The 25,223-nt window shown below is 51.0% G+C and carries 27 protein-coding genes and 1 tRNA gene; 5 read left to right on the top strand and 23 right to left on the bottom strand.

What is annotated here, in order from left to right:
* Window positions 1-6 precede the first annotated feature (6 nt).
* The 9 genes from LK536_RS29850 to LK536_RS29810 form a co-directional block, all read right to left on the bottom strand.
* On the bottom strand, window positions 7-642 hold the full coding sequence (locus LK536_RS29850; RefSeq protein WP_120056010.1) for an HAD family hydrolase: 636 nt from the start codon (window positions 640-642) through the stop codon (window positions 7-9).
* A 24-nt stretch (window positions 643-666) separates the two neighbouring features.
* On the bottom strand, window positions 667-1,308 hold the full coding sequence (locus LK536_RS29845) for a histidine phosphatase family protein (RefSeq protein ID WP_227794792.1): 642 nt from the start codon (window positions 1,306-1,308) through the stop codon (window positions 667-669).
* Between the two features lie 58 nt (window positions 1,309-1,366).
* Window positions 1,367-2,731 carry a PFL family protein gene (locus LK536_RS29840; protein ID WP_008716116.1) on the bottom strand — a complete coding sequence of 455 codons (1,365 nt, stop codon included), beginning with the start codon at window positions 2,729-2,731 and terminating at the stop codon, window positions 1,367-1,369.
* A gap of 32 nt (window positions 2,732-2,763) precedes the next feature.
* Window positions 2,764-3,036, bottom strand: a complete 273-nt coding sequence (locus tag LK536_RS29835; RefSeq protein ID WP_227794791.1) for an ACT domain-containing protein — start codon at window positions 3,034-3,036, stop codon at window positions 2,764-2,766.
* 207 nt (window positions 3,037-3,243) lie between these two features.
* Entirely contained in the window at window positions 3,244-4,041 is a 798-nt protein-coding gene (locus tag LK536_RS29830) for an MBL fold metallo-hydrolase (protein WP_008716120.1), read from the bottom strand.
* Between the two features lie 31 nt (window positions 4,042-4,072).
* Entirely contained in the window at window positions 4,073-4,684 is a 612-nt protein-coding gene (gene coaE, locus LK536_RS29825; protein WP_227794790.1) for a dephospho-CoA kinase, read from the bottom strand.
* Window positions 4,685-4,721: 37 nt separating this feature from the next.
* Window positions 4,722-7,484 carry a DNA polymerase I gene (gene polA, locus LK536_RS29820; protein WP_227794789.1) on the bottom strand — a complete coding sequence of 921 codons (2,763 nt, stop codon included), beginning with the start codon at window positions 7,482-7,484 and terminating at the stop codon, window positions 4,722-4,724.
* Window positions 7,485-7,502: 18 nt separating this feature from the next.
* A complete protein-coding gene (locus LK536_RS29815; protein WP_268886806.1) occupies window positions 7,503-7,880 on the bottom strand; it encodes a zf-HC2 domain-containing protein in 378 nt (125 codons plus the stop codon).
* Between the two features lie 141 nt (window positions 7,881-8,021).
* Window positions 8,022-8,104 (bottom strand) — tRNA-Leu (locus tag LK536_RS29810).
* Window positions 8,105-8,203: 99 nt separating this feature from the next.
* On the opposite strand from LK536_RS29810, the gene LK536_RS29805 reads away from it, so the two are divergent.
* Window positions 8,204-8,737 carry a DUF3298 and DUF4163 domain-containing protein gene (locus LK536_RS29805; protein ID WP_227794788.1) on the top strand — a complete coding sequence of 178 codons (534 nt, stop codon included), beginning with the start codon at window positions 8,204-8,206 and terminating at the stop codon, window positions 8,735-8,737.
* A gap of 22 nt (window positions 8,738-8,759) precedes the next feature.
* Here LK536_RS29805 and LK536_RS29800 read toward each other — a convergent pair whose 3' ends face one another.
* Window positions 8,760-9,401, bottom strand: a complete 642-nt coding sequence (locus tag LK536_RS29800) for a cell wall hydrolase (RefSeq protein ID WP_025487233.1) — start codon at window positions 9,399-9,401, stop codon at window positions 8,760-8,762.
* Window positions 9,402-9,608: 207 nt separating this feature from the next.
* Window positions 9,609-9,932: a hypothetical protein gene (locus tag LK536_RS29795; RefSeq protein WP_008716134.1), complete on the bottom strand. Its 324-nt coding sequence runs from the start codon at window positions 9,930-9,932 to the stop codon at window positions 9,609-9,611.
* Between the two features lie 151 nt (window positions 9,933-10,083).
* Here LK536_RS29795 and LK536_RS29790 point away from each other — a divergent pair, with 151 nt between their 5' ends.
* Window positions 10,084-10,440, top strand: a complete 357-nt coding sequence (locus tag LK536_RS29790; protein ID WP_008716136.1) for a hypothetical protein — start codon at window positions 10,084-10,086, stop codon at window positions 10,438-10,440.
* 130 nt (window positions 10,441-10,570) lie between these two features.
* Here the strand turns inward: LK536_RS29790 and LK536_RS29785 are convergent, their stop codons facing one another.
* The 4 genes from LK536_RS29785 to LK536_RS29770 all read right to left on the bottom strand — a co-directional run bounded on the left by LK536_RS29785 (window position 10,571) and on the right by LK536_RS29770 (window position 12,519).
* Window positions 10,571-10,729 (bottom strand): hypothetical protein, encoded by a 159-nt coding sequence (locus tag LK536_RS29785; protein ID WP_008716138.1) that lies wholly within the window; start codon window positions 10,727-10,729, stop codon window positions 10,571-10,573.
* Between the two features lie 316 nt (window positions 10,730-11,045).
* Window positions 11,046-11,897, bottom strand: coding sequence for an ATP-grasp domain-containing protein (locus LK536_RS29780; protein ID WP_227794787.1), 852 nt, complete (start codon window positions 11,895-11,897; stop codon window positions 11,046-11,048).
* A 94-nt stretch (window positions 11,898-11,991) separates the two neighbouring features.
* Window positions 11,992-12,231 carry a Lar family restriction alleviation protein gene (locus LK536_RS29775; protein ID WP_227794786.1) on the bottom strand — a complete coding sequence of 80 codons (240 nt, stop codon included), beginning with the start codon at window positions 12,229-12,231 and terminating at the stop codon, window positions 11,992-11,994.
* Between the two features lie 45 nt (window positions 12,232-12,276).
* Entirely contained in the window at window positions 12,277-12,519 is a 243-nt protein-coding gene (locus tag LK536_RS29770) for a hypothetical protein (RefSeq protein ID WP_040379356.1), read from the bottom strand.
* A gap of 283 nt (window positions 12,520-12,802) precedes the next feature.
* Here LK536_RS29770 and LK536_RS29765 point away from each other — a divergent pair, with 283 nt between their 5' ends.
* From LK536_RS29765 to upp, 3 genes are all read left to right on the top strand, one after another.
* Window positions 12,803-13,447 (top strand): YczE/YyaS/YitT family protein, encoded by a 645-nt coding sequence (locus LK536_RS29765; RefSeq protein WP_008716146.1) that lies wholly within the window; start codon window positions 12,803-12,805, stop codon window positions 13,445-13,447.
* A 76-nt stretch (window positions 13,448-13,523) separates the two neighbouring features.
* Window positions 13,524-14,345, top strand: a complete 822-nt coding sequence (locus LK536_RS29760; protein ID WP_227794785.1) for a hypothetical protein — start codon at window positions 13,524-13,526, stop codon at window positions 14,343-14,345.
* An 86-nt stretch (window positions 14,346-14,431) separates the two neighbouring features.
* Entirely contained in the window at window positions 14,432-15,061 is a 630-nt protein-coding gene (upp, locus tag LK536_RS29755) for a uracil phosphoribosyltransferase (RefSeq protein ID WP_008716151.1), read from the top strand.
* 179 nt (window positions 15,062-15,240) lie between these two features.
* Here upp and licT read toward each other — a convergent pair whose 3' ends face one another.
* The 8 genes from licT to asd all read right to left on the bottom strand — a co-directional run bounded on the left by licT (window position 15,241) and on the right by asd (window position 25,102).
* A complete protein-coding gene (gene licT / locus LK536_RS29750; RefSeq protein ID WP_008716153.1) occupies window positions 15,241-16,071 on the bottom strand; it encodes a BglG family transcription antiterminator LicT in 831 nt (276 codons plus the stop codon).
* 40 nt (window positions 16,072-16,111) lie between these two features.
* Window positions 16,112-17,527, bottom strand: a complete 1,416-nt coding sequence (locus LK536_RS29745) for a glycoside hydrolase family 1 protein (protein WP_227794784.1) — start codon at window positions 17,525-17,527, stop codon at window positions 16,112-16,114.
* Window positions 17,528-17,668, bottom strand: a complete 141-nt coding sequence (locus LK536_RS29740) for a hypothetical protein (protein ID WP_155858526.1) — start codon at window positions 17,666-17,668, stop codon at window positions 17,528-17,530.
* A complete protein-coding gene (locus tag LK536_RS29735) occupies window positions 17,668-19,617 on the bottom strand; it encodes a beta-glucoside-specific PTS transporter subunit IIABC (RefSeq protein ID WP_227794783.1) in 1,950 nt (649 codons plus the stop codon). The genes LK536_RS29740 and LK536_RS29735 overlap by 1 nt, the downstream gene beginning before the upstream one ends.
* Before the next feature lie 272 nt (window positions 19,618-19,889).
* On the bottom strand, window positions 19,890-20,630 hold the full coding sequence (locus LK536_RS29730; protein ID WP_008716159.1) for an LbetaH domain-containing protein: 741 nt from the start codon (window positions 20,628-20,630) through the stop codon (window positions 19,890-19,892).
* Between the two features lie 3 nt (window positions 20,631-20,633).
* Window positions 20,634-22,739 (bottom strand): DNA topoisomerase, encoded by a 2,106-nt coding sequence (locus LK536_RS29725; RefSeq protein WP_227794782.1) that lies wholly within the window; start codon window positions 22,737-22,739, stop codon window positions 20,634-20,636.
* Between the two features lie 199 nt (window positions 22,740-22,938).
* The gene (locus tag LK536_RS29720) at window positions 22,939-23,997 is read right to left on the bottom strand and encodes an aldose epimerase family protein (RefSeq protein ID WP_227794781.1); all 1,059 of its coding nucleotides are present in this window, start codon (window positions 23,995-23,997) and stop codon (window positions 22,939-22,941) included.
* 19 nt (window positions 23,998-24,016) lie between these two features.
* Window positions 24,017-25,102: an aspartate-semialdehyde dehydrogenase gene (asd, locus tag LK536_RS29715; protein WP_120056113.1), complete on the bottom strand. Its 1,086-nt coding sequence runs from the start codon at window positions 25,100-25,102 to the stop codon at window positions 24,017-24,019.
* Window positions 25,103-25,223 lie beyond the last annotated feature (121 nt).

The following is a 25,223-nucleotide window of genomic DNA, read 5'->3' as shown; positions in this document are numbered from 1 at the left end:
CCACTCCTAACCTAACATCTGTCTTGCGGTTCCGGGCAGCTGTTCCATTGATTCAATGCTGCCTTCCGGCGCATCCGCGGTGCCATAGCCATATGCGGCATGGACAAAGGGAACCCCTGCCATGGCTGCCGCTTCCTGGTCCATGGACGTATCCCCCACATAGATACACTTATCCAGATGGTTCCTCTGGACCACCATCCGTATATTGTCGCCCTTGGGCAGGCCCGTATTGCCGAAGCATTCCGTATCCCTTATGTATTCCCCAAGACCGCAGCTTTTAAGAAGCACCTCAATATAACCGCACTGGCAGTTGCTTACAATGAACAGTTCATAGTCCCGGGCCAGCCGGATGATTGTCTCCTTTACCCCCGGATACAAGATTCCGGGATGTGTCTCAAGATACCGGTTCTCGTACTCCATGCACTCTTTCATGAACCTGGTCCGCTCCTCATGGGAAAAGGAAGGGAAGAAAGCCCGGCCCAGCTCATCCATGGTCTTTCCCATGTTATTGTTCATGTCCTCTACCGTTATGGTCACATCCAGTCCCGGATGCATGGACAATACCTCATTCCAGGAATCCACCACCTGGACCGCCGCATCCCACAGTGTCCCATCCACATCAAATATGATACCCTTTTTCATTCCTGCCCCTCTCTCATCACAGCATTAATTTTCAGTACCCACCCATGCCCTTCTGAGAAGGTCGGGGAAGGCTTCCAAATGCGCGTAATCATTAAACCGTTCCAGTAAAAAACGGCTGTTCTCCTCATCCCAGTCCAGCTGGGTTATGCTGCAGTTCTCAAGGCTGGCGCCCAGAATCCTCCACCTGGCCATGGGTATGCCCAGGTAATGGGCAACCATGGAGCGGATGACGCCGCCGTGGGTCACCACGGCAATCCTGTCGTATCCGCTGTGGACCATTTCCATAAAAACAGGTTCTGCCCGGCGCACCACATCCGCAGCGCATTCGCCGCCCGGGTACGGCAGGTCCTCCTCCATCCGGCCCTGCTGCGCCTTAAAGTCCTTATAGGCCGCTGCAATTTCCTCATCTGACATTCCTTCCATGTCCCCAAAGGAAATCTCTCCCAGTTCAGGCCGGACAAAATGCTCCACATTCCAGTACAGATTGGCTGCCTGGGCTGTTTCCACCGCCCGCAGGAGACTGCTGGAATACACTGCCTGTATCTTTTCACGAAACAGGCGTTCTCCTAAGAGAGACGCCTGCCTGTATCCTTCTTCACTTAAATCCACGTCCACATTGCAGAGCCTGCTGCACTGGCGTCCGTGGCGGATCAGATAAAGCTTCATCCATCCTCCTCCGGTTCCAACACGCCGTAAGTCCGGTTGAAACCTTCCTTCCCATCCCTTAGTTCTTGAAGCTGTGGATCGGCGCAGGAATCCTTCCGCCTCTTGTCACGAACTTCTCACAGGAAAATGTATTCACAGGGATAATGGGCGCGTATCCCAAAAGTCCGCCAAATTCCGCCGAATCGCCCACCTTCTTGCCGATGACCGGAATCAGGCGGACCGCGGTGGTCTTCTGGTTAATCATTCCGATTGCCGCTTCATCCGCAATGATGCCCGCAATGGTGGTGGAAGGCGTATCCCCGGGAATGGCAATCATATCCAGCCCAACGGAGCAGACGCAGGTCATGGCTTCCAGCTTCTCGATGGTCAGCGCGCCAAGGCTTACCGCATCAATCATCCCCTGGTCCTCACTGACCGGGATGAAAGCGCCGCTAAGCCCTCCCACATAGGAGGAGGCCATGACGCCGCCCTTCTTGACCTGGTCGTTGAGCATGGCAAGGGCTGCCGTTGTTCCCGGCGCTCCTACGCGCTCCAGGCCGATTTCCTCCAGTATCTCGGCCACGCTGTCCCCAACCGAAGGAGTGGGGGCCAGGGAAAGGTCGATGATGCCGAACGGGATTCCCATACGCCTGGATGCCTCCTGGGCAACAAGCTGGCCCACACGGGTAATCTTAAACGCGGTCTTCTTGATGGTTTCACAGAGCACCTCGAAGTTTGCCCCCCTCACCTTCTCCAGAGCCACCTTCACAACGCCCGGGCCGCTGACCCCTACATTGATGATGGCATCCGCCTCCGTGACGCCGTGGAACGCGCCGGCCATGAATGGATTGTCGTCCGGCGCATTGCAGAACACCACCAGCTTTGCACAGCCCAGGGAGTCGTTATCCCTGGTGGCCTCTGCCGTCTCCTTTACAATCCTTCCCATCAGCTCCACCGCATCCATGTTAAGGCCTGTCTTGGTGGAACCTACATTGATGGAACTGCAGATACGCTCGGTCTGTGCCAGCGCCTGGGGAATGGAAAGGATCAGGTTCTTATCCGCAGCCGTCATTCCCTTGCTTACAAGGGCAGAATAACCGCCGATGAAGTTCACGCCTACTTCCTTCGCAGCCTTGTCCAGGGTCTTTGCAATGGTCACAAAATCCTCCGGTGACTTGCAGGCAGCGCCGCCCACCAGGGAGATAGGTGTCACGGAAATACGTTTATTGACAATGGGAATCCCGAAATCGCGCTCAATATCCCGGCCCGTGGCCACCAGGTTGCTGGCAAGGGTGGTGATTTTATTATAAATCTTATCATTGAGGGCGTCCAGATTGCTGTCCACACAGTCCAGGAGGCTGATGCCCAGGGTGATGGTACGCACATCCAGTTTCTCATGCTCAATCATATTATTGGTTTCATTTACTTCATATATATTAATCATGTCCGCTTGTCCCTTTCTTATGTGGTGCTGTATTAGATTCTGTGCATCTTGATGAAGATATCCTCGCGCTGGATCTTAACCCTTACGCCGATTTCCTCTCCTGCCTGCTCCAGTTCTTCCGACACCTGTCCAAAGGACTTGGTCATGTTGCTGACATCCACAATCATCATCATATTGAAATATCCCTGTACGATGGTCTGGGAAATATCCAGGATGTTAATCTGGTTCTCAGCCAGATATGTACATACTTTTGCGATGATTCCTACTGTGTCTTTTCCTACTACAGTGATAATTGCTTTGCTCATTTTCATTCTCCTCATACCATTGTTTTCCCGGAAATACATGGGTGTAAATTTATCTTTCGTACATTGTAGCATATGTTCCCCAAAATGTCTGCATTGGTTTTGAGATTTTTTATTTTAAAACACTGACCTTAAAACACAGCCATAAAAATACCGGCCAGGTATATTACCCGGCCGATATGATTAAAACATATCTTATCCTTCATCCTTTTACAGATACACGACCTCGCTCATACAGTCCCTGCCAGCTACCGATATGGAAAAATCAGAAGCCCCGTAAGGACAGTCGCCCTCGTCAATCTCAAGCCTTACTGTTTCATAGGCCAGTTCCTCGTAGTTGTTCTCCTTGCTGAGATGGCCCAGGAAAATCTTCTTAAGCTTGTCGTGCAGCACGCAGTTTAACAGCCTGCCTGCATTTTCATTGGACAGGTGGCCGTGGTCGCCCAGGATCCTGCGCTTCAGGTAATATGGATAAGGACCTGTCTCCAGCATGCGGACATCATGGTTGGATTCCAGCAAAAGCGCATCCAGCCCCTGCAGGTTGTCAATTATGTACTGGTCAAAATGACCCATATCCGTGGCAACCGCAACTGACTTGCTGCCGCATCTTACCCTGTATGCAACCGGGTTGGCGGCGTCATGGTCAATGCTGAAGGGCTTCACATGCAGGTCGCCCAGCATGAAATCCACGTCCGGGCAGACAGGCGTAAGCAGTTCCCTGTCAAACTCCCCAAGACTGCTTGAGCATGCAATCTCATCCAATGTCTCCCTGGTCCCGTAAACAGGGATATGGTACTTCCTGGATAATACGCCCAGCCCCTTAATATGGTCTGAATGTTCGTGGGTAATCAGGATACCGCTCATATCATTCCCGGTCAGCCCGATTTCATTGAGGCCCTGCTGGATCCGCTTGTTACTGATACCCGCGTCCACCAGGATATGTGTGTCATCGGAACCTATGTAAATACAGTTCCCGCTGCTTCCGCTTGCAATGCTTACCATTCTCATGTCTGTACAGTCCTCTTCCTAATTAGTCCTCTTACGGGGATATGTGCCGCATCAGCGCGGCAATCTGCATCCTTGTCTCTTCCAGGCTTTTATCATTGTCAATGACCGAGTCACAAAAGGACCGGAACACTTCATCACTGGCCTGATTGTCCATGATGCTTAATGTCTTCTCACGGGTATATCCGCGGCCCGTCTTAAGACGCTCCATGCGGTTCTCCCTCGATGTATAAACATACCACATTTTGCTACACTTGTCACGGAATTCTTTTGAGGGGATGGCGGCCTCTATGACCACCCGCCCTTCCCTGGCCTCCCTGGCCTCCTTCATTGCAGCCTTCCATACAAGGGGATGGGTCAGTTCATCCACCCGTCTCCTCTTTACCGGGTCATGGAAAATGATGTCGGCCATGACGGCCCGGTCCAGGCTTTTGTCCTCTTTTAAAACAGATGGCCCCAGATAATCCACCACCGCATGGTAGCCCTCCATTCCCGGCTCCATCAGCCCTTTGGCAACCTGGTCTGCCTGGATTACATGAAATCCATAATCCTTTTGAAGGATATCCAGGATCCTGCTTTTCCCGGAACCTACCCCGCCTGTGATGCCTAAAATGAATTTATCCTTAACGTTCCCACATTCTTCCAATTCTGATTGCTCCTTTTACATCCCCGGACATGCCTTTTTACTTTGCATCAAACCAGGATCTGCCCACCTCGGCCTCCACCTCCAGTGAAACCTTGAGTTCAGCCGCATGTTTCATCTTATCCACCAGGATTTCCTTTACCGTCCCAATCTCGTCCTCAGCTGTCTCAATGAGCAGTTCATCGTGGATCTGGAGCACGATCCTGGACTTTAAGTTCCTGGCCCGCAGTTCACGGTCCACTGCAATCATGGCAATCTTCATGATATCCGCCGCAGAGCCTTGGATGGGCGAGTTCATGGCCACCCGCTCGCCGAACTGGCGCTGCATGAAGTTGGCGGACTTAAGCTCGGGAATCGGCCTTCTCCTGCCGTAAAGGGTGGTCACATATCCCTGTTCCTTGCCCTGGCTTACAAGGCCGTCCAGGAATATCTTTACCCCCGGATAAGTCTCAAAGTATTTATTGATATACTCCACTGCCTCTTTTCTGGAAATGCTCAGGTCCTCACTAAGCCCGAATGCGCTGATTCCATAAACAATACCGAAGTTCACGGCCTTGGCATTGCGCCGCTGGAGGGGCGTGACCTCCCCAAGGGGCACATGGAATACTTCAGAGGCAGTGATGGCATGGATGTCCTGGGCGGAACGGTACGCCTCAATCAGGCGTTCATCCCCTGACATATGGGCCAGGATACGCAGTTCTATCTGGGAATAGTCCGCATCCACAAACACACAGCCCTCTTTTGGCACGAAAACCTTTCGGATTTCCCGTCCCAGTTCCATGCGCACAGGGATATTCTGAAGGTTAGGCTCCGTGCTGCTGATCCTTCCAGTGGCAGTGATGGTCTGGTTGAACTTACCGTGGATCCTGCCGTCCTCACCGATATAGGCGGCCAGGCCCTCCGCATAGGTGGAGTTCAGCTTTGTCAACTGGCGGTAATCCAGTATCTTCTGGACCACCGGATAATCAGGCGCCAGCTTATCAAGCACATCCGCTGCCGTGGAATAGCCGGTCTTTGTCTTCTTGCCCCCAGGCATCTTCATGTCCTCAAAGAGGATTTCCCCCAGCTGTTTCGGGGAGTTGATATTGAATTCCTTTCCCGTGTCGCGGTAAATCTCCTGCTCCAGGTCCACGATGCGCACCTTCAGGCGGTTGCCGTACTCTTCAAGCTCGGCCCGTTCCACCTTGACGCCTTCCTGTTCCATGTGGTAAAGACTGTAGATTAGTGGCATTTCAATCTCTTTGTATAAACCGTACATGCCGGTATCCTTGAGCTGCCGCGTCAGGGGCGCCGCTGCCTTCCATACCGTATAAGCCATATAGCAGGCGCAGGTCACTGCCCTGGCATCTTCATTCCAAAGGGCGTCCCCCAGATCCGCCTTGGCCAGCAGATCTGCCCTGGACGGCACGGTCAGGCCCAGGTAATCCCTTGCCAGGTCATCATACCCATAGGTGTCCTTAAGGGGATTTAAGAGGTATCCGGCCACCCCGCCGTCATATACCGGAGCGGTATCCCCTGTTTCCAGATAAGGCAGCATTTCCTTAAGGTTCAGCACCCATACCTCATGGCTGGAGCCAGGCTTTAAGGCGCACAGGGCTTTCACCTGCCGGATCAGGAACTCCCCGGACAGCTTCTCTCCGGCCGCCATACAATAGATATCCTCTTCCCCCAGGCACAGGGCCAGTCCGGTAACCGGATTCAGGCCGGATTTTGCCTTCTTGCCTGCCTTTACCTCCCCGTTTTCATCAAAACTGAAGGACAACTGTTCTGCCGCCTCCGGCTTTGCCGCCTTGGCGCCTGCCTGGGTTCCTATGATAAGCTGAAGTCCTGTCACGCCACTGGCAGCCGCCCTGGCAAACACGTCCGCAGCAGACGTTTCATCCCGGATAAGGGTAAAATGGTCTTCCAGGCTGGAAGCGGACGCATCCCCCATGGCGGAGGCGTCAAAGCGGGAAAGGATGGACTTGAATTCCAGACGCTTCATGTACTGGTACGCTTCCGGCGTATAAAGATTGTCAATCCTGGTATCCTCATAGTTAAATTCCACCGGACAGTCCGTGCATATGGTGGCCAGTTCCTTGCTCATACGGGCCATGTCGTAATGCTCCTCAAGGGCTTTCCTGGCCCTGGGAGGCTTAATCTCATCCAGGTGGGCATAGGCGTTCTCAATGCTTTTGTAGGCAGCAATCAGGCTGGTGGCCGTCTTTTCACCAATGGAGGGAACGCCCGGTATATTGTCCGAGGAATCCCCCATCAGGGCCTTTACGTCAATGAATTCCGTGGGTGTCACCTGGTATTCCCGTTCCACGTCCGCAGGATAATAATCCTTGACCTCGGTCCCTCCCCTGCTGGTTTTGGGGATGCGGATCTTAATGTGTTCATCCGACAGCTGGAGCAGGTCCCGGTCACCGGAGACCACCGATACGTCGATGCCCTGTGACTGGCTTTTCCTGGCAACCGTGCCCAGTATATCGTCCGCCTCATATCCTGCAAGGGTCAGGATCGGCACGCCCATGGCTGTCAGGACCTCCTTCATCAGGTCCACCTGCTGGTGGAGTTCCTCCGGCATGGGTTTCCTGGTGCCCTTATAGGCATCGTACATCTTATGCCGGAAGGTGGGTTCCTTAAGGTCAAAGGCAACCGCCAGATGGTCTGCCTTTTCCTCCTCCAGGATTTTAAACATGATATTTAAAAAACCGTACACCGCGTTGGTATGAAGGCCCTCCGAATTGGTCAGGTCCGGTACCCCGTAAAATGCCCGGTTAAGAATACTGTGTCCGTCGATTAAAACTAATTTATCCATCCTTTGATAGTCCTTTCTCTATAATCCCAAAAAGCCGCTTTGCCCCCACATCCTGAACTGGAGCACCAATATCATGAGAAGCGCCCAGAAACACAGGGTATTCACTGCATATCTGGCTGTCTTAAGGAGCATAAGTGTATGGATACGCTGCCTGGACAGCTCCAGCGCGGTCTCCAGGGCGCCCTTGATATTATAGGTCCCGGTCCCTTCATCCAGCTGCCGTATGCCCACGTCCACCGTGAAATAAATCTCCAGCTCTTCCCGGCATTCCCCGCACCCTTCAATGTGCTTCAGGAATTCCTCCAACTCTTCATCCGTAATGCTGCCGTTGATATAAGGCATTACCAGACGTTCCGCTTCCCTGCAGGTCACAGCCGCACCTCCTGTCTGTCCCAATCATCAAATCTTCTTACATCATACAATAAATCATTTGCTTTTTCAACAAAACATATGCACCGTCGGACGCCTATAAAAGAAAAAGTCCCAAAAGTGACGCAAACACGTCAATTCTGAGACTTCTCCCTGCCAAGGGTGTAGTGCCGGCAGTGGGACTTGAACCCACACGATGTCGCCATCAACGGATTTTGAGTCCGCCTCGTCTGCCATTCCGACATGCCGGCTTATCTTAGCAACGTTGATTATTTTATCACAGGATAGGGACTTTGGCAAGTATTTTTTGCATATAATGTATAACAGATAAACGATCTTCTGGAGCCTATATGCAGACCATATCCCCTGACACCTTAAGCAACATCCTGTATTATAAAGATATCCCTGTTTTCAGATATACCATCCGCTACCCTGTCTTTACCTCTGACTGCAGCCAGACAGCTGCTGCATTTATCAACGGATATTATGCGGACCTTGCCGCAGGGAAGGAGGATTATTGCCGTACCGTACTCTATCCCCAGGCCGTGGAAGCCGCCCGCTATATCCCGGACAATCATCCGGCCTTTGAGATGTACGGGTTCACGTCAGACTATACGGTGACATTTAACTCCGGCTGTATTACCAGCTTATACAGGGATGAATCCACCTATATGGGCGGGGCACACGGTTCAGTCATGCGTTATTCCGATACATGGGATTTTACATCCGGAAAGCGGCTGCAGCTGGAAGATTTCCATCCCGGGAACTTCTTCTTAGTGCCGGACGGAATCATTATCTATTACCAGCAGTACGATATTGCCCCCTATGCGGCGGGTATCCCTGAATTCCTCATTCCATTCAGCCAGCACGGTCCCCGGATATGAAGCATCCGGCTGCCGGAAACAGTCAGTAACAATAACAGTGGTATCTGGTCCTTATATATACCCCGCTGCCCTGCCTGCCTCCTGACTGCCATACCACATTGCCGGGCAGGACGCTTCCATGCTCCAGTAAATACCGGGCATTAGCCCAGTTCTGCGGCGTTGGTTCCCTGTAATAGTTCCCATCCCAGGTACATGCATACTGCCCGCGCTGGAACACCACTGCGCTTACCGAATCAGGAAATGACGGGTGGCTGACCCGGTTAAGGACAACAGAACCCACGTAAAGCTGCTCATCATCCGGGTAGGACTGTGCCTCACCACAGATTACATGGGCTAAAATATATAAATCATCCTGTGTGTAGGAGGATAATCTGGCGCCTGCAGGCGCCTGGGCCTGGGCTGCCTCCATGATGTTCCTGCTCATGGAAAATGTTCCTGCGCCCAGCTGCCAAAAGGAAGCATCCCCGGCGCTGCCTTCATCCATCCTCCCTGTCTTCAGCACATCCACCACACGGTGGATATCCTCTGTTACTGCCATGGCCTGTACTGACAGCGCTGTTCCATCTTCTGTCCGGCCGTCCATATATTCCTCTGCATATACTGCACAGGGAACCGCCAAAGAAAGGATAAAGGCTGCCATACCGGATATCAATATTTTTTTCATGTAAACTCCTTATATTTTGTATACAGATTTCCATTTTCTGCTTTTCTTTATATTTTATCCCAAAATACAGAAGTCTAAACATGACCATATATGGATAGGAATGACCGTATATGGCAGAACCTGTATGGATAAAAAAAGAGACAAAGCCATGAACGGTTTTGTCTCTCTTGCCATATCCTGCCATTATATGATGATATGGTTCCGGTTCTATTTTAATCCAAGTATCTGGTCTGCATCCGGTTTGATCTTATTCCAGGCAGCAGTCAGTGCTTCCCTTAATCTGTCCTCGCCTGCAAATTCCATCTGCTTTTTCAGAATATACATTTCCCGCTCTTTTGGCGGCATCTGATAATATTCATCGTCATCGCAATATGTATCACTGAGAAAATTATACTTGTTCACCATAAGCTTCTTATACGCTATCTCCGCAATGCTCCACCGCTTTGTATGTTCACCGCTGAGCACATCAAAGTCCACAAAAATAATGATATCCAAATTGTTATTACGGTATTTTAAGGCTTCTATTCTCATAATCCCTCCGCTTTATTCCTCTGTGCGACTCTTTCATTATAGCAAAGTTACATCCATAAAACCATAGGATTTTATTTCTCTAAAGAAAAGTGGTGAAATTTTTGTAGATTTGTGATAGAATAAGAACATACATTCGGCGGGAGGGGTAATAATGGAACTACAGCCAATCTGGTTCATCATTCCACTTATATTATTAGGCGGGATTGTCTATTCGGTTGTACGCGGCTACATAAAGGGCTGCGTCCTGGCCGTTATTTCCATACTCACATCGCTGTGTAACCTTCTTTATTATATAGCTGGTTTCTTCCTGCACAGGCCCATGGATTACCTGCCTTATCTGGCTGTCATTCCATTTTTAGGCTTTTCTTTTATTGTCTGGCTGTTGATTGGCGGTATCTGTGCATTCAGACAGTGGCCGCGGCGGCCGTCTGTGTCCATATGCCTGATTGTCAATATATTCCTGATCCTTACCTGGAACCTACTGGTTTATACGTCCTATTTCCTGTGATGCCTGTCCCATATGCCTGCATACAGAAGACCTGCGGCAATGACAGCAATTACAATGATTCCCTTCAGTCCTTCCATGGTATCTCCCTCTCTTGATATTGCATGCGGATTTTCTCAATATTATACCACATTCATACCGCACAGTCACTTACATATTGATGTATCAGCATTGCCTTTCTTTCCCCCAGTATATTAACCAGCTCCGTCAATGTCAGCAGGCCCTCAACGTATATCCATGCAAGCCTGGCTGCCTCTCCCCCTACTTCTGCCACTAATTCCAATTGTGTCATGTTTCCCCCTCTTTCAACATGTTTTCCCCAGCCAATATAAATGCCGGCCTAATATTATATTCAATGACACAAAGAAAGATTCCATGAAAGTAAACGGAAAATGGTAAAATTAAAATGACCAGTCGGGGAACTGGTCATTTTAGGAGAAGGTATTTCGTTTCTTATGGGGTGTAGCAAAAACTATATAATGTATTGGGGGGGTTACGTCTATTATAATAGCACAGGCTTTAAAAAAAGTGTGCACAAACTTTAGGATGGATGAAAAATAATTTTATGCACTTTGCAGGTATGGATGATGTATTAAACGCCTGTGGAACTACCCGCGGTTCACTATCCCCTCATAGAACGGAAATACCAGCTGATTCGGAGACAGGCCTGATACCTGCCCATCCCCTGTTTCTATGATTGTCCATGAACCGTCTTCCAGTTCTGCAAAGTCCACTGTATAGAAATGGCTGTTCAACCCGGTGAACTGACGGACCAGGGACATGGGCACCCTGGGCCGAGAAGCATCCTGGTTGGAGTTGGCTGTTACAGACAGCACATTCCCATCCAGGATAAATGCCCTGTATTCATTGGTCCTGCCCTGTACCTTTGCAAGATCCACATATTCCTTTATCACAATCCCGCCGTCAAAAAGACTTCCTCTCAGGTTTTTAAAACGCTCCAGATATCCATCCAGCTGCTGGTCCGTATAGCTGGCATCAAAATACGCGGGAAAGTCAGACCCTTTCACTGACTTGACATAATCCTTTATCAGAAAACGTCCATACTGCTTCCTTATCTCCTGCCAGTCTACCGGTTCATCCTGCCTGAAAACAGTCATCCTCGGCGTACTCCCCTTTATATATGGGTAAACATTGGGAAATTCATGACAGAGCCTGTACTCTTCCGGTGAATTAACCAGCCTGACATCCTGTTCCAGCAGGGTGTCATAAAGGTAACCGTACTGATCTGGTTTAAGCATCCAGCCCCGGTAAATACAGGGGCCAGGCTTAAGGTCCACAGGATAAAACTTAAGCCGGCCGGTTACCGCAAATTCATCATAATTATAAAAAACAGCCATTAAATCAGGGAAGCGGACTGCTTCCCTATATTCATATTCATAATCCGGATCCGGCTTCCTTATATTAAAATAATCAGACGGATATAAAATAAGTGTCCTCATCGCTTTTCCTCACACATGACCTGGGGCCTGTTTAAAAATTCATTCCCTGGTATCCTAATCTTACCACGTCAGGTCAGGACATACAATATGGCACTTAAAAATGAAAGGAATATCCGCACGGACACTCTATCTCTCCCTTATTGTAAATCTCCCCCTTCATCCTTCTGATATGCGCCCGGCTGCCGCACACCGGACACACGAAATCAGCTTCGCCGAATCCGTCCGTGGGCTGCAGCGCCACCAGCGAGGCACGGATAAAATGATATAAATTGTCAAAGCTGATGTCCCCGCCCGCCCCGGGGCATCCGGCAGTCCCTCCCGTGTAGTTTCCCATCTGTCTTCCTCCATGATAATCAGTTTTCTGCCATGATACTATATATTATGCAAAAAGCGGCTCCAGGCGCAGCCTATTGGGAAAATCAAAGAGCGGGACAGGCCTGTCCTCCTCCTCCTCAGCGCCCATGGCCTTGTACCAGATATCCAGCGCCCTCTGAACCGTTATCTCCATATCATGATAGTAATAAAGACTTGCACCTGTATGGGTCACCACGTCCTCGATGAGCAGTCTAGCATCCTGATTTTCAAACATGACTTCATTGAGATTGTTCTTTGTGATTTTCATCGGGTACCTCCTTACTCCATTCCTTATCCACAGCTTCTCTCAAATTGACATATATTTAAATGACATATGCTCCTGTCATCACATCCCTGAAACGCCCACGAAGAACATATGTTCTTTATACATACATAATATCACGAACACATGTTCGAGTCAAGCCTTATCTGCTATTATTACATGATTTTCCATATCCTCTCTTGCTTTTATAGTTGCCATATAATATAATGTGGAAGATATTCTAATTTATAATTTCCACTTATGCAGGAGCATGGAAGGGTTACGGATCATGTTAACAGGCTATTTTAAGAAAATAGGAATGCGCCGTTTTGCGGTCATGACAATAGGCAATGTTTTTCTCGGAATGGGAATCAGCATATTCAAATTATCCGGCCTGGGCAATGACCCGTTCAGCGGCATGGTCATGGCGCTTTCTGACAGGACAGGCATCACATACGCCCTTTTCCTTGTGATGGTCAATGCAGTCCTGTTCCTGTATGAAATCGCCGCAGGCAGGAAACTGATCGGCGCCGGTACGCTTATCAATGCCTTCCTGTTGGGGTACATAGCAACCTTCTTTTATGATATATGGCTTACCTTCATCGGCACTCCGGAACAGATGATCCAACGTGTCATCACTGTTTTAACCGGGGTCATCATAACCAGCTTCGGGGTTTCCCTGTACCAGTATCCCAATGTGGGTGTGGCGCCTTATGACAGCATTTCCCTGATATGGTGCGGTAAGAAACCTCATGTGCCATATTTCTGGTACAGGATCAGTACGGATACCTTCTGCGCCCTTATATGCTGGCTGTCCGGAGGTATCATCGGCCTTGGCACCCTTCTGGCAGCATTTGGCCTGGGGCCTATTGTCCAGTTCTTTAATGTCCACGTTTCTTCCAGGATTTTAGACACCGGCTCCGTACTTCAATAATTTGTAAGTTTTTCTTCAAACCCCGTCCATGAATATCATGTATAATTATTTAGCATCGGAATACAAAGGAGGAATCATGATGGATACAAACAAGAAAATATTAATCGGCGCAATCAGTGCTGCCGTGGTAATCGGAGGGGTCGCCATCGGCCTGATCTTAAGCCGGACACCGGAGAAGGCAGACCTTACAACCATACACACGGAGGCGGCCACTGAACCGCCCAGGGAAACCCTGCCGCCCACCACCACGGAGGCAGAGACAGCCCCCACTTCTGAGCACACGGATGCCGCTTCCAGCGTGACAGCGGATATAGGGACCTACACCTCAGGCAAGGTTTCAATCCAGTACCCCATCCTGACCATGGATGATACTCAGAATCAGGATAAAATCAACGCACTGTTAAAATCCAATGCCCTTTCCGTCATCAAGGCCAATGATATTGATGAGGCAAAGGACACCCTTTCCGTCAAATGCAAGATCATATCCGTTGACCGCAAGCGTGTCACCGCCACCTATACAGGCAGTGTTTCAAGGGATGGCGGCTCCTATCCGGTCAGCCTGTTCTATGCCAACACGGTGAACCTCCTGCAGGTCCAGGATCTTGGGTTTGATGATTTTACCGATGCCTATACCATGGCAGGATATGTGCTTAGCGACGATGTGAAGTTCAACGGTATCTCCGCCGATGTGGAAGCCGCGGTACTGGAATACAGAAGTTCCTTGGATATCGACACACTGACAACGGTGTTTGACGGCGCGGATTTCCCCCTGTCATCTGACACCCAGTGGCCGGAGTCCTTCAGCTATGAGAAGCAGGGAACCATCTACTTCTCCATGCCGGTCCCCCATGCCCTGGGAGATTATGTCATAGTTGCATTTGACCCGTCAACCAAATAACCGTGGTAAAACATTCTGGTTGATATCATAAGATATTTGATATATAATTATCATTAATTCTAATAGATAAAGGAGCAGCTACAACTATGGATAACGTAATGATTTTTGACCACCCGTTGATTCAGCACAAGATTTCCATACTGCGCAACAAAGCTACAGGAACCAACGAGTTCCGCGCCCTCATTGAGGAGATTGCCATGCTCATGGGTTATGAGGCCCTGCGCGACCTTCCCCTGGAGGATGTGGAGGTTGAAACCCCCATTGAGACGTGTATGACGCCTATGATTTCCGGACGTAAGCTGGCCGTGGTACCCATACTCCGTGCAGGACTTGGCATGGTGAACGGTATCCTTGCACTGGTTCCCAGCGCCAAGGTAGGCCATATCGGTCTGTACCGCGACGAGGTGACACATGAACCTCACGAGTATTATTGCAAGCTTCCCAACCCTATTGAGGAGCGCACCATCATTGTGACAGACCCCATGCTGGCAACCGGCGGTTCCGGTGTGGCTGCAGTGGATTTCATCAAGGAGCACGGCGGCAAAAAGATTAAATTCATGGCAATCATCGCTGCCCCTGAAGGACTTGAACGTCTCCATAAGGCACATCCTGATATTCAGGTTTATGTGGGCCATCTGGACCGCTGCCTGAACGAGAACGCTTATATCTGTCCCGGACTGGGCGATGCCGGGGATCGGATTTTCGGAACCAAGTAGGTTTAAGAAATTTTAAGGAATTACAATAGAAAAAATGAAATAAAAGATATAATGCCAAAAGGCAGAGGGATGCAACATAGGTTGCTCATCCTCTGCCTTAATTGTTTCACTGGAATACAGTTGTTTCACCGGAATACAGTTTCACTGGAATACAGCTGCTTCACCGGAATACAGCTGTTTCACCGGAACACCCTCGTGATATGGATGGTCAGATACAGGATTTCCTCCCGGGTAATAAGGGTCTTCGTGGACTTTTCCACATATCCGCTGATTTTCATGGCGGCCTCCAGTTCATTGGGGTACTGGCGGCTGATCTGCTCATAGAGGAAGGAATCCGTCTCCTCCAGCATACGGCCTTCTAAAAGCCTTTGGACAAAAAACTGCAGATGGGTCACAAACCGTGAGAAGTACAGACTTTCCGTATCCAGTTCCTTTTTCATGTGGAACTGGACCACGGTCAGGATGTCCTTTACCATTTTCACCGATGACATGGTGCGTTCCATGGTCATGCCTTCTGTCTGGGCATTGACAAGATGGAAGGCAATGTTGCCCGCTTCCTCTTCCGGAAGCTTAAGCCCCAGACGCTGGTTCAGATAGTCCACCGCATCTTTTCCGGCCCTGTATTCCCTGGGATAGAATTTCTTCACCTCCCAGAGAAGGCGGTTCTGGAGAACGATGCCTTTCTGACAGCGCTCCATGGCATAGATAAGGTGGTCCAGAAGGGTAAAGAACGCCTGGCTGTCCAGGGGACAGGAAAGGCTGCTCCCCGCAGCGTCCACTGCCTCCTGTACGGCCTCCAGGGTTTCCTGGGGAATCTCTTCTATCATCCGGCTGTAATCCTTAAGGATTCCTCCCTGACCGGACACAAAGCGGCGCTCCACATCCTTTTCTTCCAATCTGCCTCCAACCTGGGTCTTGAAACGCAGGCCGCGTCCCATGACGATTTCCTCCTGGCCTTTTGCATTTTCAACCAATATGAAATTATTATTCAGTATTTTCAGGACCTTCACAATCCCACCCCCTTTGCAGATATGATTGTAACGGATATTTTTATTTCACACAAGCCCCATTTGTGGCAATCACGTCCCTGTACCAGTAAAAACTGTCTTTTTTATATCGTTTCATTTCCCTTAAATCAAACTCACCCCTGTCAACATAGATGAATCCATACCGCTTTCCATAGCCCTGATGGGTGCTTACCAGGTCAATGGCAGACCATGGACAGTATCCCATGACCTCCACGCCGTCCGTCACTGCCAGTCTCAACTGGTTTATGTGGGCGGCCAGATATTCAATGCGGTAAGAGTCGTGGATGGATTTATCCTCCTCCAGCACATCCGGAGCGCCGATGCCGTTTTCCGTTATGAGCACCGGCAGATGATATCGCTCATATACCTTGCGCAGGGTAAGGCGCAGTCCTTCAGGATCCACCACCCAGCCGTATTCTGTTTTTCCCACATAGGGGTTTTCCTCCGGGCGGTACACGCCCTGCTCCCCCAGCATGATCTGCTGGTCCCCTGCCCTTGGCGCCACATCAGAACCATCTCCCCTGCTGGCTCCGATGGTGGCTGTGGAGTAATAGTTCATTGCAATGAAATCCGGTCTGGCGCCGGACAGGATTTCCATGTCCCCGTCCATGATGGAAGGCGCGATTCCCCTATCCTCCAGGTAGCAAAACGCCAGGCTGTTGTATCTCCCGTACACGGCAGCGTCCAGGAAATTCCAACACCGGATGGATTCCCAGTTATGGGCTGCAATGGAGTCCCCGGGGCTGCACGTGAAAGGATACATGGCCGTTATATTTAAAGCCGGGCCGATTTTGGCGCCGGGACACATCTGATGCAGCAGCTTCATGGCCCGGGCCTGGGCCAGAAGCATGTGGTGGTTCTGCTGATACAGTGTTTTTTTGTCAGGAAGCCCCTTTCCCTTAGGAACCCCGATGGCTCCCGGATGGAGGATCATGGTGTTCTGCTCATTGATGGTAAGCCAGTATTTTACCCTGGAACCAAAGTGGGTATACAGAACCTTTGCATATTGGACAAATGCCTCAATGGTATCCCGGCTGCTCCAGCCGCCCTTTTCCTCCAGCACATAAGGCAGGTCGAAGTGGTACATGGTAATGACAGGTTCAATCCCGTGCTTTATGCACGCTTCAATCACATGGTCATAAAAGGCAATGCCTTTCCGGTTCACCGTCCCCGTGCCTTCAGGCAGTATCCTGGTCCATGCCACGGAAAAGCGGTATGCCTTAAGTCCCATCTCCCCCATGAGCGCAATGTCCTCCTCCCAGCGGTGGTAGTGATCGCTTGCCACTTTAAAATCCGCTGTTCCGGACGGATGTTCACACATATCGATGATGGATGGCGATTTCCCATCCTCGTCCCATGCCCCCTCCACCTGATAGGCTGAGGTGGAGGCGCCCCACAAAAAATCCTCTGGAAACTCTTTTATTCTCTGATAAATCATCTAATCTCCTGCTTCCTTTCCTGCATCCAAATTCATGCGTCTGCCAAAACCTGCGCCCGGACAGCTCCGGGAAAGCGGCTCCGGCCCATTGGTTCCTGCCAGAGCCTTCTTCCCATACCGTTTCCCTGGCATGTCTTTCATCAGCAGAGTTTCATCAGTTCCATCCCTGCTTCCACGTCCCGCGGCTGTGTCGTAAGCACCTCGGACAGGCTGCCATTGTTCACCACAAGGACGGGCGTGACCAGATCATATCCCAAATCCAGGATTGCCTGGCGCTCAATCTTCACCAGGGGGGTCCCTGGCTCCACCAGGTCATCCACACTAGCAAGGGCGGTAAAATGTTTTCCCTGGAGATTCACCGTATCAATGCCGATATGGATCAGCACCTCCACGCCGTTTTCGCATGTGATGCCGATGGCGTGCTTTGTCTCAAAGAAAGCGGTTATCCGTCCTTTCACCGGCGATACGATGGTATCTCCTGTCGGTATGACCGCCATGCCCTTTCCAAGGACACCGCTGGAGAACACGGCGTCCCTGACCTCTGAAAGGGGAACCGCACGGCCGCTTACAGGGGATTGGATGGAAAATGCCTTCTGTCCGGCTACGGCCTTTACGGACAGGCTTTCCTCTGTGCCGCCTTTTCCTTCCTTACCATTCCCTTCCATGGACTTATCTTCCTTACCTTCCCCTTCCCCGGGCTTTCCTTCCTTACCATTCCCTTCCGGCTCCTCAAATCCCATCAACCAGGCCGCTGCAAAGGCCGCCGCAAAGGCAATGACGCAGGTAATGACCGCATGGACAATATTCATGGGATTCTCGCCGATGAAGGCGGGAAGCGCTGCCAGGCCGGGGGATACGAAGGCATACCGCACCAGTCCAGACAGACCCGCATAGATTCCCGCAATGCCGCCGCCAATCATGGATGCAATCAAGGGGCGTTTTAACTTCAGTGTGACGCCGTACAGGGACGGCTCCGTGATACCCAGGACAGCAGTGATGCCTGTGGAGGTTGCCAGCTGTTTTAATTCCTGGTTCTTTGTCTTTAAGGCCACCGCCAGGGTTGCCCCGCCCTGGGCCACATTGGAGGCCAGCATGCCAGGTCCGTTAATCATCTCAGACCCGGTCTTGGTAAGCTGCATGGTGGCAATGGGTGTCATGGCCCAGGCTGTGCCGGATACCACCAGCACGGGCTGCAGCGCGCCCATAAGCGCGGGAATCAGCCAGCTGGCCTTCCCGTTGATGAACTCAGCCCCGGCCGCAATGACATCATTCAGGAATACCCCGATGGGGCCTACCAACAGGAATGCAATGGGCGCTGTCACAAATAATGTAATCAACGGCTTGGTGAAAAACTTTATCATGGAAGGGGATACCTTTTCCGCGAACCGCTCCACATGGGACATGATCCAAACCGTAAAGATGATGGGAAGCACGCTGTAGGAATAATCCGATAGGATGACCGGTATCCCAAAAAACGTAATGGGCGCCCCGGCTGACAGCATGCCGCTCCAGGTGGGATGCAGCAGGGTGCAGGCCAGCGTCATGGCCAGGATAGGACTGCACTCAAACTTAATTGCGGCGCCGTAAGCTAAAAGCACTGGCATGAAGTAAAATGCGCCGTCTGAAATCATGTTCAGCATCTGGTAGGTACTTCCGTCCGTGTTCACCAGGTTCATAAGGGTGAGCACTGCCAGCACCGCCTTGATCATACCTCCGCCCACCAGCGCAGGTATCACAGGTGTAAAGGTAGTGGAAATGATGCTGATAATCCTTGTGAGCCACTTCTCTTTTTCCGCGGATCCGCCTGCATGGGAACCGTCCGGCTGGGAACCGCCACCCTGTCCTTCGCCGGTAATTTCCTTGATGGCCCTGTAAGCTGTCTGTACCTCATTGCCAATCACAACCTGGAACTGTCCCCCTTTGTCAACCACGCTGATAACCCCGGGGATTTTCTCCACCCGTTCCCGGTCCACCTTCCCTTTGTCCCTGAACCCAAACCTGAGCCTGGTTGCGCAATGGGTCAGCATTGCCACATTATCCTTTCCTCCAACTGCCTCCAGGACCTCCAGCCCTGTTTTCCTGTAATCCATACCAATCTCTCCTCTCGCGGTTCTCAGATAAACTCATAAAAAGTGCACAAAAAAAAGACCAAACATAACAGACACTATATGTGTCCATATGATTTGGTCTTGCCTGCATTACCAGTAACAGCCTCATTCACTGTTATTCAATTGATTGTCTTAAGACGTAATTAAGTTTATCAGACTGTCTTTGACATTGCAATATTAAATTCTGCCAAAATAGATAGGGCAAATTCGGTTAATATGCACAAGGGCAGGAATGCATTTTCAAACACGGCCTATTACTTAACGACCTTCAGTCCGCCTTTTCCCGGCTCGGCAGCGGGCTCAGCTGCTTCCTCTGTCTCCCTGGCTTCTTTGATTACGATGTTCTCCTGGTTCTTGTAGATGGAATCAGCAGGCACACAGCCCCTTACGCTGGACAGGGGATATACATTGGAATTCCTTCCGATGATGGTTCCCGGATTCAGCACGCTGTTGCAGCCAACCTCCACATGGTCACCCAGGATTGCGCCGAATTTCTTAAAGCCCGTGGTCACATCCCCATCCTCGGCATGGACCTTGACTAAGGACTTGTCAGACTTGACATTGGAGGTAACTGCGCCGGCGCCCATATGCGCCTTGTAGCCCATGATGGTGTCCCCGATATAGTTGAAATGAGGCACCTGTGCGCCGTCAAAGATGATGGAGTTCTTAATCTCACAGGAGTTGCCGATAACAGCGCCCTCGCCGATGATGACACGGCCTCTTAAAAATGCACTCTGGCGCACTTCTGCCTTGGCACAGATAATCATGGGTCCGCCCATGGCAATGGTAGGGGCAATCTTGGCAGATCTGTGAATCCAGATGTTCTTGCCCACCTTCTTATACTCGGTCTCCGGCAGGTTTGGCCCTATCTCTTCAATGAATGCCCCGATATTGGGAAGCACTTCCCACGGATATACCTGTCCTTCAAACAGCTTCTCTGCAATTGTATGGCTTGTGTCCAAAAGTTCTTTGATTGTCATCTGTTCCAGTTTCATAAATTAGTTCTCCTTTTTATTAGATTCCTGTCTTTTATAGTGTGCGGCAGCCGAATCAAAAAACCTGCGCATATCGTACTGGTTATTCATCCGGATTACATTCACTGTCCTGCCTGCCACAAAACGCTCCAGCTTCTCCATGTATTCATCTGAAGTGATGGAGCCCTCTGACACATAGGTAAGTCCCTTTTCCCAGCTGGCTGTCAGATCCGGGTTCAGAAGCTGGTGGATGGAATTCTCCACCACATCGAACACCATCTCGCCTAACAGGGCCGGGGTAATGACCTGGGTTTTCTTGTTAAGGCTCAGATACTTGATGTTAAACAGCTTTTTCAGTATCTCGGCCCTGGTTGCGCTGGTCCCGATACCGCTTCCCTTAATCTGGGCGCGCAGTTCCTCATCCTCTATGAGCTGGCCCGCATTCTCCATGGCCAGGATGATGGAACCAGAGGTGTACCGCTTGGGCGGGGATGTCTCCCCTTCTTTTATATTCAGATCCACAAGAGTAAGTATATCATTTTTTTTCAGATCTGCAAGCATTTGCAGCAATACTGTCCTGTCAACTTTTGGAGACTGTACCTCCGCCTCCCCGGTGTTTTCCTGGTTCTGGGCATCGTCCCCGGCCTTGCCGGACTGGCCCTCCTCAAAGGTTTCCTCCACGCCGGTCTTCTTAGCCAGGTTCACATCCGCCACCTTCAGGTATCCAGGCTCGGCCAGCACCTTGAAGCTGGCAAAGAAATGTTCCTTCATCCGCTCCAGCTCCAGGCTGTACTTCTGGTAGACGGCAGCCGGATAAAAGATGCTTAAGAACCTTCTGCATATGACCTGATATACTTTTTCTGAAAGCGGCGGCAGGTTCCTTGCCGACCCGGCTCCCTGTCCCGTGGGCACGATGGCGTAATGGTCCGTAATCTGTTTGTCATTCACATACCTGGTTTTGGCTATTCCCTTAAATGAACCGCCATCCAGGATTTCCTGGGCAAATTCCGCCATGGGGCCGTAATTCTTAAGGCCGCCGATGTTCTTATATATCTCCTTGGAGACAGCGGTGGACAGCACCCTGGCATCAGTTCTTGGATAGGTGACCATCTTCTTCTCATAAAGCTCCTGGACCACCTTAAGGGTCTCATCCGGGCTGATCTTAAACATCTTGGAACAATCGTTCTGCAGCTCTGCCAGGTTGTAGAGAAGGGGCGGATTCTTTGTCTCCTTCTTCTTCTCCTTGGAAACCACCACTGCTTCCATGGGCGGTTCTTCCCTTAACATGGCAATCAGTTCTTCTGCGTGCTCCCTGTCCTTGAATCCATTATCCTTGTACAGATGTGGGGTGCCGAAATACCTGGAACCTTCCACTGCCTTCCACTCCGCGTCAAATGGGACAGGCGCCCCATCCTTTCCCGGTGACTCAAAGTTTCCGATGACACGGTAAAAAGGAGTCTTTACGAAATTGCGGATTTCCCGTTCCCTGCGCACCACCATGCCCAGCACGCAGGTCATGACGCGGCCCACGGACAGGACCGTGAACCTGGTCCCCAAGTAATTGGAAAGGGCCGGACCGTACTTCAGTGTAAGGGCCCTGGAAAAATTGATTCCCATCAGGTAATCTTCCTTTGCCCTTAAGTAGGCCGAGGCCGACAGGTTATCATATTCGGCTTCATCCTTAGCCTCCCGGATTCCCCTTAATATCTCTTCCTCTGTCTGGGAATCAATCCACACCCGCTTCTGCTTCTTATCCTTCACATCAGCCAGCTGGGCAACCAGCCGGTATATATATTCCCCCTCGCGCCCCGAGTCCGTGCACACATAGATTGTATCCACATCCGGGCGGTTTAAGAGACCTTTGACAATTTCAAACTGCTTTGCAACATTTCCAATGACCTCGTACTTGAATTCCTTGGGAAGGAACGGCAGGGTCTGAAAGCTCCAGCGCTTGTATTTCGTGTCATAGGCTTCCGGATAACTCATGGTCACCAGATGGCCCACACACCATGTGACAACCGCTGTATCCGATTCAATATACCCATCCTGACGCCTGCCCTTTATCTTAAGGGCTTCTGCAAACTGCTGCGCCACACTGGGTTTTTCCGCTATGTATAATGACTTTGACATCCAATCCCTCTTTTGCTTTCTCTGCTATACGCGGCGCAAAATGGGCAGATTTTCCAGTGCCCGTCACAGCGCGTATTCGTATAGTATACCATTAAATCCGGTCCGTGGCAATGATGGGAGGAATTAATTCATACTTTAGTTACATATTTGTAATAAATACAGGGGCGCCGGATCATCCATCAGCGCCCCTGCCATTGTCTTATACGGTCAGGAATTTATAGATTGTAGTGGTCTTATATTCCTGCCCCGCCTTTAAGATAGGGGAAGGAAATTCCGGCTTATGCACTGCGTCCGGGTAGTACTGTGTCTCGAAACAGAATGCATGGCGGTAATCATAGTGGGCATTGCCCTTTCCCGGCAGTTCATCATTCAGGAAATTGGCTGTATAGAACTGGATGCCCGGAAGGTCCGTATAACACTCCATCACGCGTCCGCTGGCAGGATCCATGGCCTTTGCAGCCAGGGCCAGCTCGCCTTCCGGGTGGTCCAGCACCCAGTTGTGGTCATAACCTTTTCCGAACACCAGGGCCTCGAAATCCTGGCCAATATCCCGTCCAATGGGCTTCATCTGCGTAAAATCCATGGGTGTGCCGGCTACCGGGACAATCTCCCCGGTGGGAATGGACACCTGGTCCGCAGGCGTGTAATGGCTGGCATTCAGCCATACCTCCTGGCCCAGCACATCCCCGCTGTCATGGCCCGCCATGTTAAAATAGCTGTGGTTGGTAAAGTTGGCCACCGTGTCGGCGTCGCACACCATATGATAATCCAGTACAAGACTGTTGTCATCCGTCAAGGTATAGCTCACGGTAATCTTTGCATTGCCCGGATACCCCTGGTCCCCGTCCGGGCTGTCCAGATAGAAATCCAGCCTGCTGCCCTTCCCTGTCTCAGAGGCATTGCACGCCCACACCCTGTCATGATACAGGTCCGGGCCGCTGTGCAGGTTATTGGGTCCGTCATTGGCAGCCAGGGGATAATCCTTGCCGTCAATGGTAACAACAGCGCCTCCGATGCGGTTGGCATTGCGCCCTACCGGCGCGCCGAAATGGGGCGGGTTCTTCCTGTAGCTGTCCAAATCATCATATCCCAGTACCACATCCCCCAGTCTTCCATCCCTGTCCGGCACCATCATGGACACCCACACGCCTCCAAGGGTAATGAAGGAAGCCGATACCTTGTTCTTATTTACCAGCGTGTACCTGTAAACCTCAGTGCCGTCCGGCATTGTCCCGAATAGTTCCTTTGCGATTGCCATATGTTCCTCCTCCTGGTAATTATTTTGCCTGGATATAGCCCTTTGCAGTCAGCAGTTCCGCACAGAGCACAGCGCCTCCGGCCGCCCCGCGGACCGTGTTGTGGGACAGGCCCACGAACTTGTAGTCATATACCTTGTCTTCCCTTAAACGGCCAATGGAGATACCCATTCCATTCTCAAAATCCACGTCCGCCGTTACCTGGGGACGGTTATCCTCATTCAGATACTGGATGAACTGCTTTGGGGCGCTGGGAAGTCCAAGTTCCTGGGGAAGTCCCTTAAAGCTTACCAGCTTCTCAATCAGCTGTTCCTTTGTCACTTTCTTCCTGAACTTGACAAATGCCGCCGCCGTATGTCCGTTCAGCACAGGAACACGGATGCACTGGCAGGTGATGACAGGGCTTTCAGCCTTTACAATCACGCCGTCCTCCACCTTGCCCCACAGGCGCAGCGGCTCCTGTTCGCTCTTCTCTTCCTCCCCGCCGATGTAGGGAATGATATTGCCCTCCATCTCAGGCCAGTCCTTAAAGGTCTTGCCTGCGCCGGAGATGGCCTGGTATGTAGTTGCAACCACCTCATATGGTTCAAATTCCTTCCACGCGGTCAGGGCCGGTGCATAGCTCTGGATGGAGCAGTTGGGCTTCACCGCAATGAATCCGCTCTTTGTGCCAAGGCGCTTTTTCTGGAACGGAATCACGTCAAAATGTTCCGGGTTGATTTCCGGCACCACCATGGGGACATCCGGGGTCCAGCGGTGGGCGCTGTTGTTGGAAACAACCGGGGTCTCGGTCTTTGCATATGCCTCTTCGATGGCCTTGATTTCATCTTTGGTCATATCCACTGCGCTGAACACGAAGTCCACGCCTGCCGCAACCTTCTCCACCTCGTTCACATTCATGACAACCAGCTGCCTCACAGCCTCCGGCATGGGGGTGGCCATCTTCCAGCGGTCTCCCACCGCATCCTCATAGGTCCTGCCTGCGGAACGCGGGCTGGCGGCCACTGTCACCACCTCATACCATGGGTGGTTCTCCAGCAGGGAAATAAACCGCTGGCCAACCATACCCGTTGCACCTAATACGCCGACTCTTAATTTCTTTTCCATAGTCCCTTCATTCTCCTCATTGTCCATTTTTCATCCGCCAGTGGAGGAACCCTTCCTTAATCTGTGGGGGAATTATTCCTGTATCGGGGAATCTTTCCCTATCCTATACCAAATCCAGTAA

The organism is Clostridium pacaense, from assembly GCF_020709765.2.
Classification (GTDB): domain Bacteria; phylum Bacillota; class Clostridia; order Lachnospirales; family Lachnospiraceae; genus Enterocloster; species Enterocloster hominis.
Note: the sequence above shows the minus strand (reverse complement) of the source record. Positions and strands in the feature narration are given on the sequence as shown.

Excerpts from the sequence above, each read along its gene's own strand:
- LK536_RS29780 (WP_227794787.1), bottom strand. The coding sequence starts at position 11,897 with ATGAGGACACTTATTTTATATCCGTCTGATTATTTTAATATAAGGAAG.
- LK536_RS29850 (WP_120056010.1), bottom strand. The coding sequence starts at position 642 with ATGAAAAAGGGTATCATATTTGATGTGGATGGGACACTGTGGGATGCG.
- asd (WP_120056113.1), bottom strand. The coding sequence starts at position 25,102 with ATGGAAAAGAAATTAAGAGTCGGCGTATTAGGTGCAACGGGTATGGTT.
- LK536_RS29740 (WP_155858526.1), bottom strand. The coding sequence starts at position 17,668 with ATGAAAGACATGCCAGGGAAACGGTATGGGAAGAAGGCTCTGGCAGGA.
- LK536_RS29720 (WP_227794781.1), bottom strand. The coding sequence starts at position 23,997 with ATGGCAATCGCAAAGGAACTATTCGGGACAATGCCGGACGGCACTGAG.
- LK536_RS29785 (WP_008716138.1), bottom strand. The coding sequence starts at position 10,729 with ATGACACAATTGGAATTAGTGGCAGAAGTAGGGGGAGAGGCAGCCAGG.
- LK536_RS29725 (WP_227794782.1), bottom strand. The coding sequence starts at position 22,739 with ATGTCAAAGTCATTATACATAGCGGAAAAACCCAGTGTGGCGCAGCAG.
- LK536_RS29795 (WP_008716134.1), bottom strand. The coding sequence starts at position 9,932 with ATGAGAATAGAAGCCTTAAAATACCGTAATAACAATTTGGATATCATT.
- LK536_RS29770 (WP_040379356.1), bottom strand. The coding sequence starts at position 12,519 with ATGAAAATCACAAAGAACAATCTCAATGAAGTCATGTTTGAAAATCAG.
- LK536_RS29765 (WP_008716146.1), top strand. The coding sequence starts at position 12,803 with ATGTTAACAGGCTATTTTAAGAAAATAGGAATGCGCCGTTTTGCGGTC.
- LK536_RS29790 (WP_008716136.1), top strand. The coding sequence starts at position 10,084 with ATGGAACTACAGCCAATCTGGTTCATCATTCCACTTATATTATTAGGC.
- LK536_RS29730 (WP_008716159.1), bottom strand. The coding sequence starts at position 20,630 with ATGAAACTGGAACAGATGACAATCAAAGAACTTTTGGACACAAGCCAT.
- LK536_RS29800 (WP_025487233.1), bottom strand. The coding sequence starts at position 9,401 with ATGAAAAAAATATTGATATCCGGTATGGCAGCCTTTATCCTTTCTTTG.
- LK536_RS29775 (WP_227794786.1), bottom strand. The coding sequence starts at position 12,231 with ATGGGAAACTACACGGGAGGGACTGCCGGATGCCCCGGGGCGGGCGGG.
- LK536_RS29830 (WP_008716120.1), bottom strand. The coding sequence starts at position 4,041 with ATGAGAATGGTAAGCATTGCAAGCGGAAGCAGCGGGAACTGTATTTAC.
- LK536_RS29805 (WP_227794788.1), top strand. The coding sequence starts at position 8,204 with ATGCAGACCATATCCCCTGACACCTTAAGCAACATCCTGTATTATAAA.
- LK536_RS29735 (WP_227794783.1), bottom strand. The coding sequence starts at position 19,617 with ATGGATTACAGGAAAACAGGGCTGGAGGTCCTGGAGGCAGTTGGAGGA.
- LK536_RS29840 (WP_008716116.1), bottom strand. The coding sequence starts at position 2,731 with ATGATTAATATATATGAAGTAAATGAAACCAATAATATGATTGAGCAT.
- polA (WP_227794789.1), bottom strand. The coding sequence starts at position 7,484 with ATGGATAAATTAGTTTTAATCGACGGACACAGTATTCTTAACCGGGCA.
- LK536_RS29745 (WP_227794784.1), bottom strand. The coding sequence starts at position 17,527 with ATGATTTATCAGAGAATAAAAGAGTTTCCAGAGGATTTTTTGTGGGGC.
- LK536_RS29845 (WP_227794792.1), bottom strand. The coding sequence starts at position 1,308 with ATGAAGCTTTATCTGATCCGCCACGGACGCCAGTGCAGCAGGCTCTGC.
- upp (WP_008716151.1), top strand. The coding sequence starts at position 14,432 with ATGGATAACGTAATGATTTTTGACCACCCGTTGATTCAGCACAAGATT.
- LK536_RS29835 (WP_227794791.1), bottom strand. The coding sequence starts at position 3,036 with ATGAGCAAAGCAATTATCACTGTAGTAGGAAAAGACACAGTAGGAATC.
- LK536_RS29760 (WP_227794785.1), top strand. The coding sequence starts at position 13,524 with ATGATGGATACAAACAAGAAAATATTAATCGGCGCAATCAGTGCTGCC.